The 17206-nt window shown below is 65.5% G+C and carries 15 protein-coding genes and 2 pseudogenes; 5 read left to right on the plus strand and 12 right to left on the minus strand.

Annotated elements, in window-relative coordinates:
• The 10 genes and pseudogenes from AC066S_RS29875 to sdhC all read right to left on the minus strand — a co-directional run.
• A pseudogene (locus AC066S_RS29875) lies at positions 1-280 on the minus strand (OmpA family protein); the annotation flags it as partial.
• A gap of 184 nt (positions 281-464) precedes the next feature.
• Complete coding sequence (locus AC066S_RS29880; protein WP_478271321.1) at positions 465-707, minus strand: hypothetical protein; 243 nt, start codon at positions 705-707, stop codon at positions 465-467.
• Between the two features lie 82 nt (positions 708-789).
• Positions 790-1176, minus strand: coding sequence for a VOC family protein (locus AC066S_RS29885; RefSeq protein ID WP_126261350.1), 387 nt, complete (start codon positions 1174-1176; stop codon positions 790-792).
• 24 nt (positions 1177-1200) lie between these two features.
• Positions 1201-2025: an FkbM family methyltransferase gene (locus AC066S_RS29890; protein ID WP_478271322.1), complete on the minus strand. Its 825-nt coding sequence runs from the start codon at positions 2023-2025 to the stop codon at positions 1201-1203.
• Positions 2026-2193: 168 nt separating this feature from the next.
• Entirely contained in the window at positions 2194-4149 is a 1956-nt protein-coding gene (locus tag AC066S_RS29895; RefSeq protein WP_478271323.1) for an ABC transporter ATP-binding protein/permease, read from the minus strand.
• A gap of 52 nt (positions 4150-4201) precedes the next feature.
• Complete coding sequence (locus AC066S_RS29900) at positions 4202-6397, minus strand: hybrid sensor histidine kinase/response regulator (protein ID WP_478271324.1); 2196 nt, start codon at positions 6395-6397, stop codon at positions 4202-4204.
• Positions 6398-6586: 189 nt separating this feature from the next.
• Positions 6587-7369 (minus strand): succinate dehydrogenase iron-sulfur subunit, encoded by a 783-nt coding sequence (locus AC066S_RS29905; protein ID WP_126261346.1) that lies wholly within the window; start codon positions 7367-7369, stop codon positions 6587-6589.
• A gap of 107 nt (positions 7370-7476) precedes the next feature.
• On the minus strand, positions 7477-9312 hold the full coding sequence (gene sdhA / locus AC066S_RS29910) for a succinate dehydrogenase flavoprotein subunit (protein ID WP_126261345.1): 1836 nt from the start codon (positions 9310-9312) through the stop codon (positions 7477-7479).
• Positions 9313-9315: 3 nt separating this feature from the next.
• On the minus strand, positions 9316-9732 hold the full coding sequence (gene sdhD, locus AC066S_RS29915; protein WP_126261344.1) for a succinate dehydrogenase, hydrophobic membrane anchor protein: 417 nt from the start codon (positions 9730-9732) through the stop codon (positions 9316-9318).
• A complete protein-coding gene (gene sdhC, locus AC066S_RS29920) occupies positions 9729-10127 on the minus strand; it encodes a succinate dehydrogenase, cytochrome b556 subunit (protein WP_028133330.1) in 399 nt (132 codons plus the stop codon). Before sdhC ends, sdhD begins: the two co-directional genes overlap by 4 nt.
• Before the next feature lie 379 nt (positions 10128-10506).
• On the opposite strand from sdhC, the pseudogene AC066S_RS29925 reads away from it, so the two are divergent.
• Positions 10507-10634, plus strand: a pseudogene (locus AC066S_RS29925) (sulfite exporter TauE/SafE family protein); the annotation flags it as partial.
• Positions 10635-10801: 167 nt separating this feature from the next.
• Here AC066S_RS29925 and AC066S_RS29930 read toward each other — a convergent pair.
• Positions 10802-12331 (minus strand): malonate--CoA ligase, encoded by a 1530-nt coding sequence (locus tag AC066S_RS29930; RefSeq protein WP_478271325.1) that lies wholly within the window; start codon positions 12329-12331, stop codon positions 10802-10804.
• A 115-nt stretch (positions 12332-12446) separates the two neighbouring features.
• On the opposite strand from AC066S_RS29930, the gene AC066S_RS29935 reads away from it, so the two are divergent.
• From AC066S_RS29935 to AC066S_RS29950, 4 genes are all read left to right on the plus strand, one after another.
• Positions 12447-13208, plus strand: a complete 762-nt coding sequence (locus AC066S_RS29935) for an SDR family oxidoreductase (protein ID WP_478271326.1) — start codon at positions 12447-12449, stop codon at positions 13206-13208.
• A gap of 454 nt (positions 13209-13662) precedes the next feature.
• A complete protein-coding gene (locus AC066S_RS29940) occupies positions 13663-14217 on the plus strand; it encodes a fasciclin domain-containing protein (protein ID WP_135171698.1) in 555 nt (184 codons plus the stop codon).
• 195 nt (positions 14218-14412) lie between these two features.
• Positions 14413-15042: a cytochrome b/b6 domain-containing protein gene (locus AC066S_RS29945; protein ID WP_126261340.1), complete on the plus strand. Its 630-nt coding sequence runs from the start codon at positions 14413-14415 to the stop codon at positions 15040-15042.
• Between the two features lie 10 nt (positions 15043-15052).
• On the plus strand, positions 15053-15835 hold the full coding sequence (locus tag AC066S_RS29950) for a molybdopterin-binding protein (protein WP_478271327.1): 783 nt from the start codon (positions 15053-15055) through the stop codon (positions 15833-15835).
• Between the two features lie 112 nt (positions 15836-15947).
• Here the strand turns inward: AC066S_RS29950 and AC066S_RS29955 are convergent, their stop codons facing one another.
• The gene (locus AC066S_RS29955; protein ID WP_478271328.1) at positions 15948-17135 is read right to left on the minus strand and encodes a YbfB/YjiJ family MFS transporter; all 1188 of its coding nucleotides are present in this window, start codon (positions 17133-17135) and stop codon (positions 15948-15950) included.
• Between the last annotated feature and the right edge of the window lie 71 nt (positions 17136-17206).

Consider the following 17206-nt stretch of genomic DNA (forward strand, 5'->3'; position numbering starts at 1 on the left):
GTGGCGCGGCCGGGCGCTGCGGTGCGGCCGCGGGCGGCGGCGCAGCGGGCGGAGGTGCAGCCGCGGGCGGCGGTGCGGCGGGCCGCGCGGGCGCGGCAGGCGGCGCCGCTGCTGGCGGTCCCTTCGGCGGCTGCTTCGGTTTTCCGTCAGGGCCCGTGTCTTGCGGCTGGGCCTGCGCGACCACGAGCGGCGGCGCACTTTGCGCTTGCGATGCAGAGCCTGCGAATTGCATCGCGGTCAGAGCCGTCGTGGCAAGCAGCACGAAACGAAGATTGGTCATGGTGGTGAACTTCCCCGGAAGGTTCTTTGACGAAGTGTGTTGATGAACGGCTACGCGTTAGGCCGGATTGTGGCAGGCGAAGCGGTCGCGGCCCGATTTATTTCTGCACGGAAATCGACTCACTATGATGACGTTCATTGCGCATTCAGACGCAGCTTGCAATCGCCACGCATGCGATCTCGCTTCACGCGCGATCCTGCGTTGAATTTGCATCCGTTGCAGGATTGGGCGTGAGCGGGCCGTTCGGTCCGCGCGATGGAATCTCTTCGGGCATGCGGCCGGGCAATTCGTCGGGCCGCGGGGATTCGCCGGGCTCGCGCACCGGCGGCGTGATTTCGGGTTGCGGATTGCCGGGCGGAATTCCCGGCGGCGGCTCGGTCGGCGTGCCGGGTGTCGACGGTGGAATCTCGGGCGGTTCGATCGGCATCGGCATCATCGAGATAGTTGTCCGGAGAAAGACAACGATAATGCCGCGCCGATGTTCCCTATCGCATCGCGCAGGGTCTGCCTTATCCCGGCGCGTGGCAGACGGCCTCGATGTTGTGACCATCAGGGTCGAGCACGAAGGCGCCATAATAGTTCGGGTGGTAGTGCGGTCGGATGCCGGGCGGGCCATTGTCGCGTCCGCCGGCTGCGATCGCCGCCTTGTAGAAGGCATCGACCGTGGCGCGGTCTTCAGCACGAATGGCGATATGCACGGGCTTGTTCATGGCGCCTTCCGCGCCGAACCAGAAGTCCGGCTTGCCATCGGCGCCGAAGCCTGCGGCCGCAGCGTGTCCGGTCTGCTCGGCGGTCACTTCCATGATCAGGCCGTAGCCGAGCGGCGCCAGCGCCTTGGTGTAGAAGGTTTTCGCGCGCTCGTAGTCGGAGACCGAGAATCCCAGGTGATCAATCATCGTCATTCTCCCAGTTCGTCGTCTTCAGCGTGACAGGAACGTATTGCTTCGTGTCTTACGCACGATCGTAAAGCCGCGTGCGACCATGTCGGCGATACAATCCTGCTGCCACTCGTTCTGTGACAGGTGCTCGATCACCACCGCGCGCGGCCACAGCGACGGCGGCGCGTCGCGGAAGAAGCCGATCAGCACGCGGTCTTCAAAACCCTCGACGTCGATCTTGAGCGAATCGATCTGGGTAACGCCGGCCTCGTCGAGGATGCGCGTCAGCCGCCGCGACGGCACCTTGATCGCGTCGGTGCCGGCGGTGCCGGTGACGACGTGGGTGGCGCCGAGATTGCCGCCGCCGCTCTCGATCATCAGCTCGCCGTCGCTGTCGCCGGCCGCGGCCTGCACCAGGCGCACCTGCGCAGCTTTCGACGCGGCTTGATTGAAGGAGAGCCGTCCAAACGTCAGCGGATGCGGCTCGATCGCGATCACCTTGCCGGCGCTGCCGACCTGTTGCGCCATCACCAGCGCGAACGTGCCGACATTGGCGCCGACATCGACGAACACGCCGCCCGGACGGGTGTGCTGGCGCAGGAAGTCGAGCTCGTCGAGATTGTAATCGGGATTGAACAATGCGCCGCGCTCGGTCGCGCTGCCCTGGTGATAGAGCCGGAACGAGGCGCCCTGATATTGCACGTCGACGGGGCCGCTCCGCAGCAGGTTCACCAGCCGCGACATCCACGGGCGGAATGCGCCGCGCTTCAGCCCCGATTGCGTCGCGAGGCGAATGATCGCGGCCTGCGCCGCGTTCGGCGCAAACGCGCCGAACGGCGCGGACGAAGGGGCATTGTCAGTCGTCAAGCAGCAGATCCTCATTGCAGGCGGCGCATGCATAGCCGGTTTTGAGGAGGACTCCAACGCTCCATCACAGACCACTGCGAGTCTTTGCAAGAGTACTCCCTGGGGGATGGATCCCGGATCTGCGCTCCGCTTCGCTGCGCTTGTCCGGGACGACGGAGAGAACGTCTGCTACGCCGCCCTCTTCTTCGGCGCCTTGCGCTGCCGCAGGAATCGCCCGAGCAGCCGGCGCTTGCCCTTGCGCGGGATCAGGTCGATGTCGCTGACCAGCTTGGCGCCGCCCTTGCGGCGCTCCAGCACGATCTTGCGGCTGTGGAAGGCCTCGAGCTCCGCGCGATGCGCGACGCTGACGATGGTCGCCTTCGGCAGCTCGTCGGTGACCAGCTTCATCATCGTTTCCTGGCTCTTTTCGTCGAGCGCCGAGGTCGCCTCGTCGAGCACGATGATGTCGGGGCTGTGCAGCAGGAGCCGCGCGAAGGCGAGGCGCTGCTTCTCGCCGCCCGACAGCGTCTGGTCCCAGGGACCTTCCTCCTCGATCTTCTCCTTGAGATGATCGAGCCCGACCTTGTGCAGGGCTTCGCCGATCTCGTCCACGGTCCAGTGATCGGCGGCGCCGGGATAGGCGACGGCGCGGCGCAGCGACCCCGAGGGCACGTAAGGCCGCTGCGGCAGCATGAACAGCCGCCGGTCGGGGTGAAAGTTCACGCTGCCGCCGCCCCAGGGCCAGAGGCCGGCGATGGCACGCACTAGCGTGCTCTTGCCGGTGCCGGATTCGCCGGCCACCAAGAGCCGCTCGCCGGGCTCGATCACCACTTCGGTCTCGCCGACCACCGCGGTGCCGTCATCGAGCGTGACCGAGAGATCCTTCATCTCCAGCATGGCGTCGTTGCGAGTCTCGCCGCGCTTGATGCGGCCAAGACCATCGCCCTGCTCGGCGCGCTCCAGGCCGTCGAGCGACATCATCAGCGAGGCGATGCGGCGCGCGCAGGCATTCCAGTCGGCGAGCCGCGGATAATTGTCGACCAGCCAGCCGAACGCGCTCTGCACGATGGTGAAGGCGGAGGCCGCCTGCATCACCTGTCCCAGCGTCATGCTGCCGTCGAGGAATTTCGGCGCGCAGAGCAGGAGAGGGACCACGGGCGCAACGAGGCTCGAGCCCTGCGACACCAGCGTGGTGCGCATGTGCTGGCCTGCGAGCCGGGCCCATTGCCGGATCACGCTGCTGAAGTTGCGGTCGATGCCGTCGCGCTCCTCCTCCTCGCCGCCGAGCAGCGCGATGCTCTCGCCGTTCTCGCGCACGCGCGTCAGCGTGTAGCGGAAATCGGCTTCGGCCTGGTTCTTGTCCTCGGACACCTGCACGAAGCTGCGGCCGATCACCAGGATGGAGCTCGAGGCGATTGCGGCATAGAGCATCGCGGCGATCACGAGGAAGCCCGGAATGGTGATGCTCGTGCCGCCGAGCGTGACGGTGAGCGCGCCGCCGATGGTCCAGAGCACGACGATGAAGGTCGCCGCCGACAGCAGCGCCGAGGTGACGCCGGCCAGGAAATCGACCGGCGAATCGGTCGCGACGCGCAAATCCTCCGCGATCCGGTATTCGGGGTTTTTGTGATCGCCGCCGACGAGATTGAGCTGGTAGTACCGTCCGCTGGCGAGCCACCGCGTCAGCACGCTCGCCGTCAGCCAGGCCCGCCAGCGCCGCTGAATGCCCATCCGCGCGAACACCTGCGCCACGCCGAGCACGATGCTGCCGATCGCGAGCGGAATGAACATCGCGGTGAGATGGAAGACGCTGGCCGCATCGCGCTTTTCGATCGCATCGAAGATCGCGCGGTTCCAGACATTGATGCCGTACTGGAAGCCGACGGTGAGAATGATCAAGAGGCCGAGGCCGATCGAGAACGGCCAGGCGAGGCGGTCGCCGCTGCGTCCCCAGAAGCCGCGCGCGCTGATCCAGAACCGCGTCAGCAGATAATCCTTGCGGGCCTGCTCGGCCTCCTCGGGCGAAAGCTCCGGATCGGGCTCGAGCAGCTCCGGCGGTGGCGGTTCGATCTCGGCGCCGTTCTCGCCCTTGATCCCGACGATCGGCGGCTGGTGCTGTTCGCGCTTGGCGGCCGGCTTGTCCATGCGCGGACAACGCGAGAGAAATCAACCGGTTCCCTCGGGTTCCCGGAGCGGTCTATTCGGCGGCACCGTCCCTGACGCGCCGGATCCGGGCTGCGCGATGCAGAACGCGCGACAATTCCTCGATCGAATAGGGTTTTTGCACCAGATCGAAGCCGGTCACGCCCTCTTGTGACAGGGCCTGGCTGTAGCCCGTGGTCAGCACGACCGGCACGTCGATGCCGCGGTCGCAGATGGCCTGCGCAAGATCGAGCCCGGTCATCCCCGGCATCACCACGTCGGAGAACACGACGTCGAAGCGGTCCGCATCCAGGACGAGCTCCGCGAGGGCGTCGGTCGCATTGTCGACCAGCGTGATGCTGTAGCCGAGCTCGGTGAGGCCATCTGCGGCGAAATTGGCAAGCTCGATATTGTCCTCGACCACCAGCACCGACATGCCGCTGCCGGCCACGGCCGGCGCGGTATTGGGCGCCTGCCGCTGCGGCAGCAGCTCCGGCGGTACGCGCGGCAGATAGAGCGAGAAGGTGCTGCCGCGCCCCACCTCGCTCGCGACCGTCACCTCGCCGCCGGATTGCCTGGCGAAGCCGAACACCTGGGACAGGCCAAGGCCGGTGCCGTGGCCGACCTGCTTGGTGGTGAAGAACGGCTCGAAGATGCGCCCCAATCGGGCGGCGGGAATGCCGATGCCGGTGTCGCTGACGGTGACGCTGACGAAGCCATGGTTGGCCGAGCTCTGGCTGCCCAAGTTCTGGCGGCCTACGTTCTGGCTGTCCAAGTTCTGGCCGCCCGCGCCCGCCAGCGTATCCGGAACGGTGGTCGCGGGCTCGACCTTGAAGGTGATCCTGCCCTTGCCCTGCATGGCGTCGCGCGCATTGGTTGCCATGTTGATCAGCGCCGTCTCGAACTGGCCGGCATCGGCACGGACGAGGCAGGGCTCGGCGGGCAGGCGCATGGCGATCTCGATGGCCGGTCCGAGCAGGGGCGCAAGCATGTCGCGCAGCGACTGCATGCGTTCGCCGACGTCGAACACCTCCGGCTTCAGGGTCTGACGCCGCGCAAAGGCGAGTAGCTGCGAGGTCAGCTTGGCCGCGCGGCCCACGGCGTCCGCAATGGCCGTGATGTAGCGCTGGCGCCGCTCCTCCGTCAGTTGCGGCCGGTTCAGCAGGTCGACGGAAGCGCGGATCACCGTCAGCAGATTGTTGAAATCGTGCGCGACGCCGCCGGTGAGCTGTCCGAGCGCCTCCAGGCGCTGGCTATGCTTGAGCGCCTCCTCGGCCTCGCGCCGCTTGGCGGCTTCGGCCTGAATCTGCTGGGTTCGCCGCAACGCCAGCGCCAGCAGCAGAAACAGCAGCGCGGTGGCAGGAAGGCCGAACACCAGATGCTGGCCGATCGTGGCCAGCCAGCGCGCGCGGATCGCCGAGGTCTCGAGCCCGGCGCTGACATAGATCGGATATTCCGCGACGCGTCGGTAGCCGATCCGACGCTCGATCCCGTCCGACGGCCAGGCGATGGTGATGAGGCCGTGCTCGGGGCGCGCCGCGATCTGGCGGCCGACCGGTCCGGTCGGATCGAGCCTGATGTCGCGGTCGAGCCGCGGGAAATGCGTGAGCATCGCGCCGTCGGTGCGGCCCATCGCGAAGAAGCTGCCGGGATCCGATCCGATGCGGGCGTAGAAGCTCTCGAAATATTCGGGGAGGACCGAGGCCTGGATCACCCCGATGAAGCGGCCGTCGTCGGAATCGCGGCGGCGGCTCATTCCGAAGAAGCGCGCGCCCTGGTAGGGCGGACGCGGCGTCAAGGCGGTGCCGATGAATGTGCCGATGGCTTGGTCGACATGGGCGTAGAAATAGTCGCGGTCCGCAAAGCTCAGCTCCGGCGGCGGCGAGACGAGGCTGTTGACCAGCGCCTTTCCGTCCGCGTCGAAGATCCAGGCCGATTTCAGCTGTGGCAGCGAATCGGTCAGCCGCTTCAGGCGGCGGTGCAGCGCCGGCTCGCGCGCGCGGATGGTATCGTCGGACAGGCCGCGGACCACCTCGTTGAGTTCGGCCAGGCTGCGATCGATGGTCTCGAACACCTTGAGCGCGTGCTCATGCGCGACGTCGAGCGTGCGCTCGATCTCCCGGTCGGCGATGTCCCTGGTCGAGGTGTAGGAGATCGTGGCCGCGATCGCGAACAGCGCAACCGGCAGCGCCAGGGATGCCGCCATCATCCACTGCAACAGCCTCAGCGAGTTGCGTTGCGCCCTCTGCACAGTCGCTCCGTCCCTGACGGCAGCTTAACTGAATCTCGCGCGAGGAAGGAAGCAGCTTGTGCGGGAACCGCAGGTTGCGATCAGAAAAATTTGCACGCCCCGCGGGCCGGAGAAAATTCTACTCGAATTGACCGCGATCTCGGAACGTCCCGGCCGGTCCGGCCGGCACGCGAAGCATGAACGTCGTCTTCAGACCTGGCGCTCGACCATCTTGAGCTTGAGCTCGGCGATGGCTTCGGCGGGGTTGAGTCCCTTCGGGCAGGCCTTGGCGCAGTTCATGATGGTGTGGCAGCGATAGAGCCGGAACGGATCCTCGAGATTGTCGAGCCGCTCGCCGGTCGCTTCATCGCGCGAATCGGACACCCAGCGGTTGGCCTGGAGCAGCGCGGCGGGGCCGAGATAGCGTTCGCTGTTCCACCAATAGCTCGGGCACGAGGTCGAGCAGCAGGCGCAGAGGATGCATTCGTAGAGGCCGTCGAGCTTCTCGCGGTCCTCGTGGCTCTGGCGCCATTCCTTCTGCGGCGTCGGCGAGGTCGTCTTCAGCCACGGCTCGACCGAGGCGTATTGCGCGTAGAAATTGGTGAGGTCGGGGACGAGGTCCTTCACCACCGGCTGATGCGGCAGCGGATTGATCTTCACCGCGCCGTCCTTCACGTCGTGCATCGAGCGGGTGCAGGCCAGCGTGTTCTGGCCGTCGATGTTCATGGCGCAGGAGCCGCAGACGCCTTCGCGGCAGGAGCGGCGGAAGGTCAGCGACGGGTCGATGTGGTTCTTGATCCAGATCAGGCCGTCCAGCACCATCGGGCCGCAATCGTTGGTGTCGACGTAATAGGTGTCGACGCTCGGATTCTTGCCGTCGTCCGGATTCCAGCGATAGACCCGGAATTCGCGCAGCTCGGTCGCGCCCGGGGGCTTCGGCCAGGTCTTGCCGCCGGAAATCTTGGAGTTCTTCGGAAGTGCGAATTCAACCATTGCTCTAACCTTTCGTCATTCCGGGGCGGTGCGCAGCATCGAGCCCGGAATCTCGAGATTCCGGGTCTGGTCCTTCGGACCATCCCGGAATGACGGCTAATGTTCGCTCAGTACACGCGCGCCTTCGGCGGGATGTACTGCACGTCGTTGGTCATGGTGTAGTCGTGGACCGGGCGGTAGTCGATCTTGACCTTGCCGGCATCGTCGAGCCAGGCCAGGGTGTGCTTCATCCAGTTCTTGTCGTCGCGTTCGGAGAAGTCCTCGCGGGCATGCGCGCCGCGGCTCTCGGTGCGGTTGGCGGCCGAGTTCATCGTCACCACCGCCTGCACGATCAGGTTGTCGAACTCCAGCGTCTCGACGAGGTCGGAATTCCACACCAGCGAGCGGTCGGACACGGCGATGTCGGTGATGCCGCTGTGGACCTTCGCGATCAGGTTCTGGCCTTCGCTCAGCACCTCGCCGGTGCGGAACACCGCGCAATTGTTCTGCATCACGTGCTGCATGCCTTCACGCAGCTTTGCGGTCGGGGTGCCGCCGGAGGCGTAGCGGTAATGATCGAGGCGGCTGAGCGCCTTTTCCGCCGAGTTCGCCGGCAGTTCCGGTTGCTCGGCGTTGGGCGTCAGCTTCTCGGCGCAGCGTAGCGCCGCGGCGCGGCCGAACACGACGAGGTCGATCAGCGAGTTGGAGCCGAGCCGGTTGGCGCCATGCACGGAGACGCAGGCAGCTTCGCCCAACGCCATCAGGCCGGGAACCACGGCATTGTCGTCGCCGTCCCTCTTGGTCAGCACTTCGCCGTGGTAGTTGGTGGGAATGCCGCCCATGTTGTAGTGCGTGGTCGGCACGATCGGGATCGGCTCGCGCGTCACGTCGACATTGGCGAAGATTTTTGCGGACTCGGAGATGCCGGGCAGCCGCTCGGCCAGCACCGCGGGATCGAGATGGTCGAGATGCAGGAAGATGTGGTCCTTCTTCTTGCCGACGCCGCGCCCCTCGCGGATCTCGATGGTCATCGCGCGCGAGACGACGTCGCGCGAGGCGAGGTCCTTGGCCGAAGGCGCATAGCGCTCCATGAAGCGCTCGCCCTCGGAATTGACGAGGTAGCCGCCTTCGCCGCGCGCGCCCTCGGTGACGAGGCAGCCCGCGCCGTAGATGCCGGTCGGGTGGAACTGGACGAACTCCATGTCCTGGAGCGGCAGGCCGGCACGCAGCACCATGCCGCCACCGTCGCCGGTGCAGGTATGGGCCGAGGTGCAGGAGGCGTAGACGCGGCCATAGCCGCCGGTCGCCAGGATCGTGGTCTGGGCGCGGAAGCGATGCAGCGTGCCGTCGTCGAGCTTGAGCGCGATCACGCCGCGGCAGGCGCCCTGGTCGTCCATGATCAGGTCGATGGCGAAGAACTCGATGAAGAACTCGGCCGCGTGGCGCAGCGACTGGCCGTACATCGTGTGCAGCATGGCGTGGCCGGTACGGTCGGCGGCGGCGCAGGTGCGCTGCGCCTGACCCTTGCCGAAGTCCATGGTCATGCCGCCGAACGGGCGCTGATAGATCTTGCCGTCTTCGGTGCGCGAGAACGGCACGCCCCAATGCTCGAGCTCGTAGACCGCCGCGGGCGCGTTGCGCACCATGTATTCGATCGCGTCCTGGTCCCCCAGCCAGTCCGACCCCTTCACGGTGTCGTACATGTGCCAGCGCCAGTCGTCCTTGTGCATGTTGCCGAGCGAGGCGGAGATGCCGCCCTGCGCCGCGACGGTGTGCGAGCGGGTCGGGAACACCTTGGTGATGCAGGCCGTGCGCAGGCCAGCCTCGCTGCAGCCGACGACGGCGCGCAGGCCCGCGCCGCCGGCGCCGACCACGACGACGTCGTAGGTGTGGTCTTCGATCGGATAGGCTTTGCCGTTGGTGGCGGGAGCGCCGTTGCCCGAGCCATTCGTTGTGGTGGCCATGGGTTACACTCCGGAGGACAGCTTCAGGATCGCATAAGTCGAGGCGAGCGCCACGGCGACCGAGAAGAAGTTGTTGAACATGATCGAGACGAGCTTCAGCTTCTCGTTATGGACGTAGTCCTCGATCACCACCTGCATGCCGATCTTCATGTGCCAGGCGCTGGCGAAGATGAACAGCAGCAGGATCACCGCGACGGGAATCGAGCTGAGGATCTGCGCCGCGCCGACCTGGTTGCGGCCGAGCAGCATCATGATGATCACCAGCACCGGGATCATCAGCAGCGTCATGGCGACGCCGGTGATGCGCTGGCGCCAGAAATCAGACGTGCCCGAATGCGCTGCGCCGAGATTGCGGACGCGCCCGAGCGGGGTCCGCATCGAGGAACGCTTCGGAGAGCCGTGGGATTCGTCGAAACTCATCGTCCGCCTCCGATCGCATAGGCGATGATCCAGACCAACACGGTCAGCGCGATGCCGCCGATCAGCGCGCCCCAGGTCAGCGCCTCCCGCTCGTTGGCCTTGAAACCGTAGCCGAGGTCCCAGACGAAATGCCGGATGCCGCTGAGCATGTGGTGCATCAGCGCCCAGGTGTAGCCGAACACGATCAGCCGGCCGATGATGCTGCCGGCGAAGGCCTGGACGTGGGCATAGGCGGCCGGGCCGGAGGCCGCCGCAACCAGCCACCAGACCAGCAGCAGCGTGCCGACGTAAAGGGCGATGCCGGTGGCGCGATGGACGATGGACAGCGCCATCGTCAGCGTCCAGCGGTAGACTTGCATGTGTGGTGAGAGCGGTCGTTCGATCCGTGCGGTCATGGGCTTTGATGTTGTATTGCGGCCCAACAGGGGGCGCGCGGGGATCGGAAAGGTCGGCTCTATTTACGGAGTCGATTTGGCCCGCGCAATCACCAAATCGCCATAAATCGAACGGTCGTTCAGCTCTAGAGCGTTGATGATGCAAGGCCAATCAGGGCCTTGGTATACCAGCACGTTCGTCCGCCAACAAAGTAATGAATATATCTTCACTTATTGTGCGCGGAGCGAGGTCCGTTGAAATTACTGTTGGAACGCATCTAAACGGGCCCTGCCGCGAAAACTGGCTGGTCGCCCAGCCGTGGCGCCAACCCACGCCGGCGCACGCCATTCCGGTGTCCCCGCGCGACCGGGGTTTGGATATGCGCACGCCGCATTCCACCCGCTCGGTTACGTCTCGCTGATCGGCGCCGTGCTGGTGAGCCGATGGGCCTCGTCACCGCGCCGCTGGGCGTGAGGGCGGCGCGCCCGATGTCGAAGCGCCGGCTGGAAGTGGCGTTCGGCTGCTAACTGTTCATCGTCGGCAGCCGGTTTGTGCTGAGCTTGTTGGGCGGACAGTAGCCGCCACAACCCCCGTCATTGCGAGCGCAGCGAAGCAATCCAGGCTGTCTCCGCGAAAGATTGGATTGCTTCGTCGCAAGAGCTCCTCGCAATGACGCCGAGAGAGCGAGTCCCCCTCACTTCTTCGCGTAAATATCCTTGTACGTCTCGCGCAAAATATTCTTCTGCACCTTGCCCATGGTGTTGCGCGGCAACTCGTCGACGACGAAGACGCGCTTGGGCATCTTGAACTTGGCGAGGCGACCATCCAGGCTCTTCAGGACCGCGGCTTCGTCGATGCTCGCGCCGGGCTGGCGCACCAGGACCGCGGTGACGCCTTCGCCGAAATCGGCATGCGGCACGCCGATCACGGCGGACTCGATCACGCCGGGCATGGCGTCGATCTCGCTCTCGATTTCCTTCGGGTAGACGTTGAAGCCGCCCGAGATGACGAGATCCTTGCCGCGGCCGAGAATGTGGACGTAGCCCTTGGCGTCGATCTTGCCGAGATCGCCGGTGATGAAGAAGCCGTCGGGGCGAAATTCGGCCCTGGTCTTCTCCGGCATGCGCCAATAGCCCTTGAAGACGTTCGGGCCCTTCACCTCGATCATGCCGATCTCGTCGCGCGGCAATTCTTTCCCCGTTTCGGGCTCGGTCACGCGCACGGAGATGCCCGGCAACGGAAAGCCGACCGCGCCGGGCACCCGCTCGCCGTCATAGGGGTTCGACGTGTTCATGTTGGTCTCGGTCATGCCGTAGCGCTCGAGCACCGCGTGCCCGGTGCGCGCCGACCATTCGCGATGGGTCTCGGCCAGCAGCGGCGCCGAGCCCGAGATGAACAGCCGCATGTGTTTCGTGGTCTCGTGCGACAGCGCCGGATTTTGCAGCAGCCGCGTGTAGAAGGTCGGCACGCCCATCAGCACGGTGGCGCGCGCCATCAGCTTGATGATCAGGTCCGGATCGAGCTTCGGCAGGAAGATCATCGACGCCCGCGCGAACAGCGTCACGTTGGTCGCCACGAACAGCCCATGGGTGTGATAGATCGGCAGCGCGTGGATCAAGACGTCCTTGTCGGTGAAGCGCCAGTAGCCGACCAGCGAGAGCGAGTTCGAGGCGAGATTGTCGTGGCTGAGCATCGCGCCCTTGGAGCGGCCGGTCGTGCCCGAGGTGTAGAGGATCGCGGCGAGATCGTCGTTTGCCCGCGGCACCGTGGTGAACTCGCCGCTGGCCTTGTCGGCAGCCACGGTCAGCGAGCCCTTGCCGTCGGGGCCGAGCGTCTCGACCCTGGCGTTCACCTTGGCCGCGATCGGGGCGAGGCCTTCGGCCTTGGCGGGATCGCACACCACAAGCGACGGCTCGGCGTCGCCGATGAAGTAATCCAGCTCGTTCAGCGTATAGGCGGTGTTGAGCGGCAGATAGACCGCGCCGGCCCGCACCGTGCCGAGATACAGCACGATGTTGGCGACGGATTTTTCGACCTGAACCGCGACGCGGTCACCGGGCTTCACGCCGCGCGCGACCAGCACATTGGCCATCTGCCCAGCCCGCGCGATCAGATCGCCATAGCTGATGCGCCCGCCGTCATGCGTCTCGATCGCGAGGCGCTTGGGGTCGTCGAGGCCGTCGAACAGGCGGGAAAACAGGTTGGCGTTAGCTGCTGGGTTCATGCAAGATTTCCTCGACCGCAGGGACTTGTACGACAAGGCTTGTTGGACAAGGCCGGTCAAAACCGAGGGCTGGATTAGCAAAAACCGCCCCGATGAAGCAACGGAGACAGTTTGCATGACCAAGAACGGGAAACGCGTAGCCTGGGTCACGGGCGGTGGCAGCGGAATCGGAGAGGCCGGCGCCGAGGCGCTGGCTGCCGACGGCTGGGTGGTGGTGGTTTCGGGTCGCCGCCAGTCCGCCCTGGATAATGTGGTGGCGAAGATCATCAAGGCGGGCGGAGCCGCCGAGGCCATTGCACTCGACGTCTCCAACGCCGCCGAAGCCCAGAAGGCCGCCGACCAGATCGTCGCCAGGCACGGCCGGATCGACCTGCTCGTCAACAATGCCGGCATCAACATTCCCAAGCGCAGCTGGAAGGACATGGAGCTGGAGGGCTGGGACAAGCTGGTCCAGGTCAACCTCAACGGCGTGCTCTATTGCATGCGCGCGGTGCTGCCGACGATGCGCAAGCAGCAGGACGGCGCGATCATCAACGTCTCGTCCTGGGCCGGCCGCCACGTCTCGAAGATGCCGGGCCCGGCCTACACCACCACCAAGCATGCGGTGCTGGCGCTGACCCATTCCTTCAACATGGACGAATGCGTCAACGGCCTGCGCGCCTGCTGCCTGATGCCGGGCGAGGTCGCGACGCCGATCCTGGAGCTGCGCCCGGTGGTGCCGAGCAAGGAGGAGCAGGCGAAGATGCTGCAACCGGAAGACCTCGGCCGCACCATCGCATTCATCGCCAGCATGCCGGCGCGCGTTTGCATTAACGAAGTGCTGATCAGTCCGACGCACAATCGCGGCTTCATCCAGACGCCGAACAACAGGGATTGAGACGAGCGCTGCCGTAGGGTGGGCAAAGGCGCGAGTGCCGTGCCCACCATCTCTCTCCATTTGCGCTTGGTGGGCACGCTTCCGCCGTCGCTCTTCGAGCTATGGCGGACAAGTCGCTTTGCCCACCCTACGGCCGAGCAGGGACTAGCCACGGCCGTAGCCGCGAGTTCGTCATTGCGAGCGTAGCGAAGCAATCCAGGAATGTGTCCGCGGAGACAATCTGGATTGCTTCGTCGCTTCGCTCCTCGCAATGACGGTGGAGCGGCTACACGAACATCCACCCCTATAGTTTCACGCATCACGATAAGTTATTTCCCGAAACCCCATCGCAGACCCTCCCGTAGTTCTGACCATCAACGACGCGTTCCTGCTTCACGTCAAACTGTCGCAGGCGTCGTTGTTGCCAAACTTGAACGCCGGCCATCGCCGGCACCAATTCAATCGGGAGATCTCCATGTCGAAGCGCCTTGCCTATCTCGCTGCCGCCGCCTTCAGCGCCCTGGCCATCACCGCGACCGTCGTCGCGCCCGTGAGCGCCGAGGAGAAGACCGTCATGGTCGGCGGCGCCGCGATGTTCCCCTCGAAGAACATCGTCCAGAACGCGGTCAATTCGAAGGATCACACCACGCTGGTGGCGGCGGTGAAGGCCGCCGGCCTGGTGCCGACGCTGGAAAGCAAGGGCCCGTTCACGGTGTTCGCGCCGACCAACGCCGCTTTCGGCAAGCTGCCGGCCGGCACCGTCGACAATCTGGTCAAGCCCGAGAACAAGGCGACGCTGACCAAGATCCTCACCTACCATGTCGTGCCCGGCAAGCTCGGGGCCTCCGACCTCACCGACGGCAAGAAGCTGAAGACCGCCGAGGGCGAGGAGCTGACGGTCAAGAAGATGGACGGCAAGGTCTGGATCGTCGATGCCAAGGGCGGCACCTCGATGGTGACGATCTCCAACGTCAACCAGTCGAACGGCGTCATCCATGTGGTCGACACCGTGCTGATGCCGGCGACGTAACACCACGCGATCCTGTTTCATCCCCGAACAGGATGCTTCGAGACGGCGAGCCGGGGATGCCCGGCTCGCTTTTTTGTGACCACAATAGCCTCGCGGCATCGATTCGATGGCCAGCAGGGCGTAACGAAAACCGGCGACCGGGCGTATAATCCCCGACACACGGTCCCAGGACGGAACGACCAGGACGGAACCATCATGGCGAGCCTCACAGTCACCGACGCGCAGGTCAGGGCTAATCCGGCCAAAGTGATCCAGCCGGCCTGGGTGCGGGTCATGCATTGGATCAACGCGCTTGCCATGATCCTGATGATCCTGTCGGGCTGGCAGATCTACAACGCCTCGCCGCTGTTCGGCTTCACCTTCCCGCGCGAGTATACGCTCGGCGGCTGGCTCGGCGGCGGCCTGCTCTGGCACTTTGCGGCGATGTGGCTGCTGATGATCAACGGTCTCGCCTATCTCGTCACCGGTATCGTCACTGGCCGCTTCCGCAGGAAGCTGCTGCCGATCACGGCGTCCGGCGTGCTTCACGACGTCAGGGCGGCGCTGACCTTCAAGCTCGGCCATGACGATCTCACCGTCTACAATTACGTGCAGCGCCTGCTCTATGCCGGCATCATCGTGGTCGGCGTGCTGATCGTGTTGTCCGGGCTTGCGATATGGAAACCGGTGCAGCTCTATTACCTCGTGATGCTGTTCGGCGATTATCCGGCCGCGCGCTATGTCCACTTCTTCTGCATGGCCGCGATCTGCGCATTCCTCGTCATCCATGTCCTGCTCGCGCTGCTCGTGCCGAAGAGCCTGCGCGCCATGATCATCGGCCGCTGAGGAGGAGACTATGGCAAAGCGCTCATTTCTGATCCCCGGCGTCGACAAGCGGCTCCTGATCAAGGACTCCCTCAAGACGATGCCTGATGTCACCCGCCGCCGCTTCATCGCAGGCGGTGCCAGTCTCGGGGCGCTGACGCTGCTCACCGGCTGCGACGTCATCGACTCGTCCTCGGCCGAAACCATGCTCGCCAAGGTCTCGAAGTTCAACGACGCGGTGCAGGCCTTCATCTTCAATCCCGACGCACTTGCGCCGACCTTCCCCGAGAGCGCGATCACGAAGCCGTTTCCGTTTAACGCCTATTACGATCTCGACGACGCGCCCGATATCTCGGCCGCAGACTGGAACCTCGAGGTGCGCGGCCTCGTCGACAACAAGAAGTCGTGGACGCTGGACGAGCTCCACAAGCTGCCGCAGGTCACGCAGATCACGCGTCACATCTGCGTCGAGGGCTGGAGCGCGATCGGCAGCTGGACCGGTGCGCCCTTGCGCGATTTCCTCAAGCTGATCGGCGCCGACACGCGCGCGAAATATGTCTGGTTCCAGTGCGCTGACAAGGACGGCTACAATTCGCCCCTGGACATGCGCAGCGCGCTGCATCCGCAGACCCAGATGACGTTCAAATATGCGAACGAGATATTGCCGCGCGCCTACGGCTTCCCCATGAAGATCCGCGTGCCGACCAAGCTCGGCTTCAAGAACCCGAAATACGTGGTCTCGATGGAGGTCACCAACGACTACAAGGGCGGCTATTGGGAAGACCAGGGGTACAATTCGTTCAGCGGAAGCTGATCGAGGCAGTCATTCCGGGGCTCGCGAAGCGAGAGCCCGGAATCCATCGGGCCGCAGTACCGGTGGATGAATGGATTCCGGGTTCGCGCTACGCGCGCCCCGGAATGACAACCTAGCCCGGCCCCACCTTCCGCTGGCACAGCGCCGCCACCGCGCCCAGCGCCAGCAACCCCGCCGAGACATTGAGCGCGTAGCTCAAGCTTCCCAGCGCATCCGTGATCGCGCCGACCACGATCGGTCCCAGCGTCTGGCCGACGCCGAACGAGATCGTCATCGCCGCGATCGCGGTCGGCCACACCTCCGGCGGATAGTTGAAGCGCACGAAGGCAGTGGTCGAGCCGACCACGGCGAAGAAGGCGACGCCGAACACGATCGCCGAGACCGCGAGCCATGCCGGCGAATGCCCGAGCATCGGCAAGGCGGCACCCAGTGCGTTGGTGCCGAGGATGATGGCGGTGGCGAGCCCGCCGCGATCGAGCGCCAGCACGCCGCGCCAGGCCCAGGGCGTGACGAAGGCGCTGAGACCAATGAGGCCCCAAAATCCCGCCTGCGCCGCGGCCCCGCCGCCGCCGTCGCGCACATAGGCGATCATGAAGGTCATGTAGGCGATGTAGCCTGCGCCGAACAGGAAGTAGCTCGCGAGGTAGATCAGCACGGGCAGGATCGCGAACGTCGCGTGACCGCCTTCCGAGAAGCGGACATTGCTCTCGATCCGGATCAGGAACAGCGGGATCGTCATCGCGACTGAGAGCAGCGTCAGCGCCCACCACACGATCCACCACGAGCCCGGCCCGAAATATTGCAGCGTGAACGGGGCGATCAGCCCGGAGGACAGAATGCCGATGCCGGGTCCGGCATAGAACAGGCTGAGCAGGAAATTGGCCCGCGCGGGCTGCGTCTGGGCAATGGTGGCGGCGAGCGCGCCGCCGGCGACGAAGCCGGCCGCGGCGCCGAGGCCCAGCACGAGCCGCGCCAGGCTCAGCGCGACGAAATTCCCCGTCAGCGCGCAAGTCGCGAGCGCGGCAACGCAGGCCAGGGTTCCGCCGCGGATCGCGGCCGACCAGCCGACGCGCTGGATCAGGCGGGACGCCGCAAGCGCGCCCACGAGATAGCCGACGGCGTTGATGGTGTTCATGAATCCGGCCGCCGAGTACGACCACCCGAGGTCCTCCCGCATGTCGGGCAGCACCAGCGCATAGGCAAAGCGGCCGATGCCGAGCCCGACGGTGGCGGCCAGCGACAGCGTCAGGATCAGCCGCGCGGGATGCGCGTAGGGCGGGGCGCGATCAGGGGCGTGCAAGGGGGTACTCCGGCGTATCGCAGTGTGGCAGGCCCCGCCCGCCTTGCACAGCCGCACCCCGGCAATGGTGT

Source organism: Bradyrhizobium sp. CFUWI, assembly GCF_056429085.1.

Coding starts and splice junctions, on each gene's coding strand:
- sdhD (WP_126261344.1), bottom strand. CDS start 9,732: ATGAGTTTCGACGAATCCCACGGCTCTCCGAAGCGTTCCTCGATGCGG.
- AC066S_RS29905 (WP_126261346.1), bottom strand. CDS start 7,369: ATGGTTGAATTCGCACTTCCGAAGAACTCCAAGATTTCCGGCGGCAAG.
- AC066S_RS29880 (WP_478271321.1), bottom strand. CDS start 707: ATGCCGATCGAACCGCCCGAGATTCCACCGTCGACACCCGGCACGCCG.
- AC066S_RS29945 (WP_126261340.1), top strand. CDS start 14,413: ATGGCGAGCCTCACAGTCACCGACGCGCAGGTCAGGGCTAATCCGGCC.
- sdhA (WP_126261345.1), bottom strand. CDS start 9,312: ATGGCCACCACAACGAATGGCTCGGGCAACGGCGCTCCCGCCACCAAC.
- AC066S_RS29895 (WP_478271323.1), bottom strand. CDS start 4,149: ATGGACAAGCCGGCCGCCAAGCGCGAACAGCACCAGCCGCCGATCGTC.
- AC066S_RS29930 (WP_478271325.1), bottom strand. CDS start 12,331: ATGAACCCAGCAGCTAACGCCAACCTGTTTTCCCGCCTGTTCGACGGC.
- AC066S_RS29950 (WP_478271327.1), top strand. CDS start 15,053: ATGGCAAAGCGCTCATTTCTGATCCCCGGCGTCGACAAGCGGCTCCTG.
- sdhC (WP_028133330.1), bottom strand. CDS start 10,127: ATGACCGCACGGATCGAACGACCGCTCTCACCACACATGCAAGTCTAC.
- AC066S_RS29935 (WP_478271326.1), top strand. CDS start 12,447: ATGACCAAGAACGGGAAACGCGTAGCCTGGGTCACGGGCGGTGGCAGC.
- AC066S_RS29885 (WP_126261350.1), bottom strand. CDS start 1,176: ATGATTGATCACCTGGGATTCTCGGTCTCCGACTACGAGCGCGCGAAA.
- AC066S_RS29940 (WP_135171698.1), top strand. CDS start 13,663: ATGTCGAAGCGCCTTGCCTATCTCGCTGCCGCCGCCTTCAGCGCCCTG.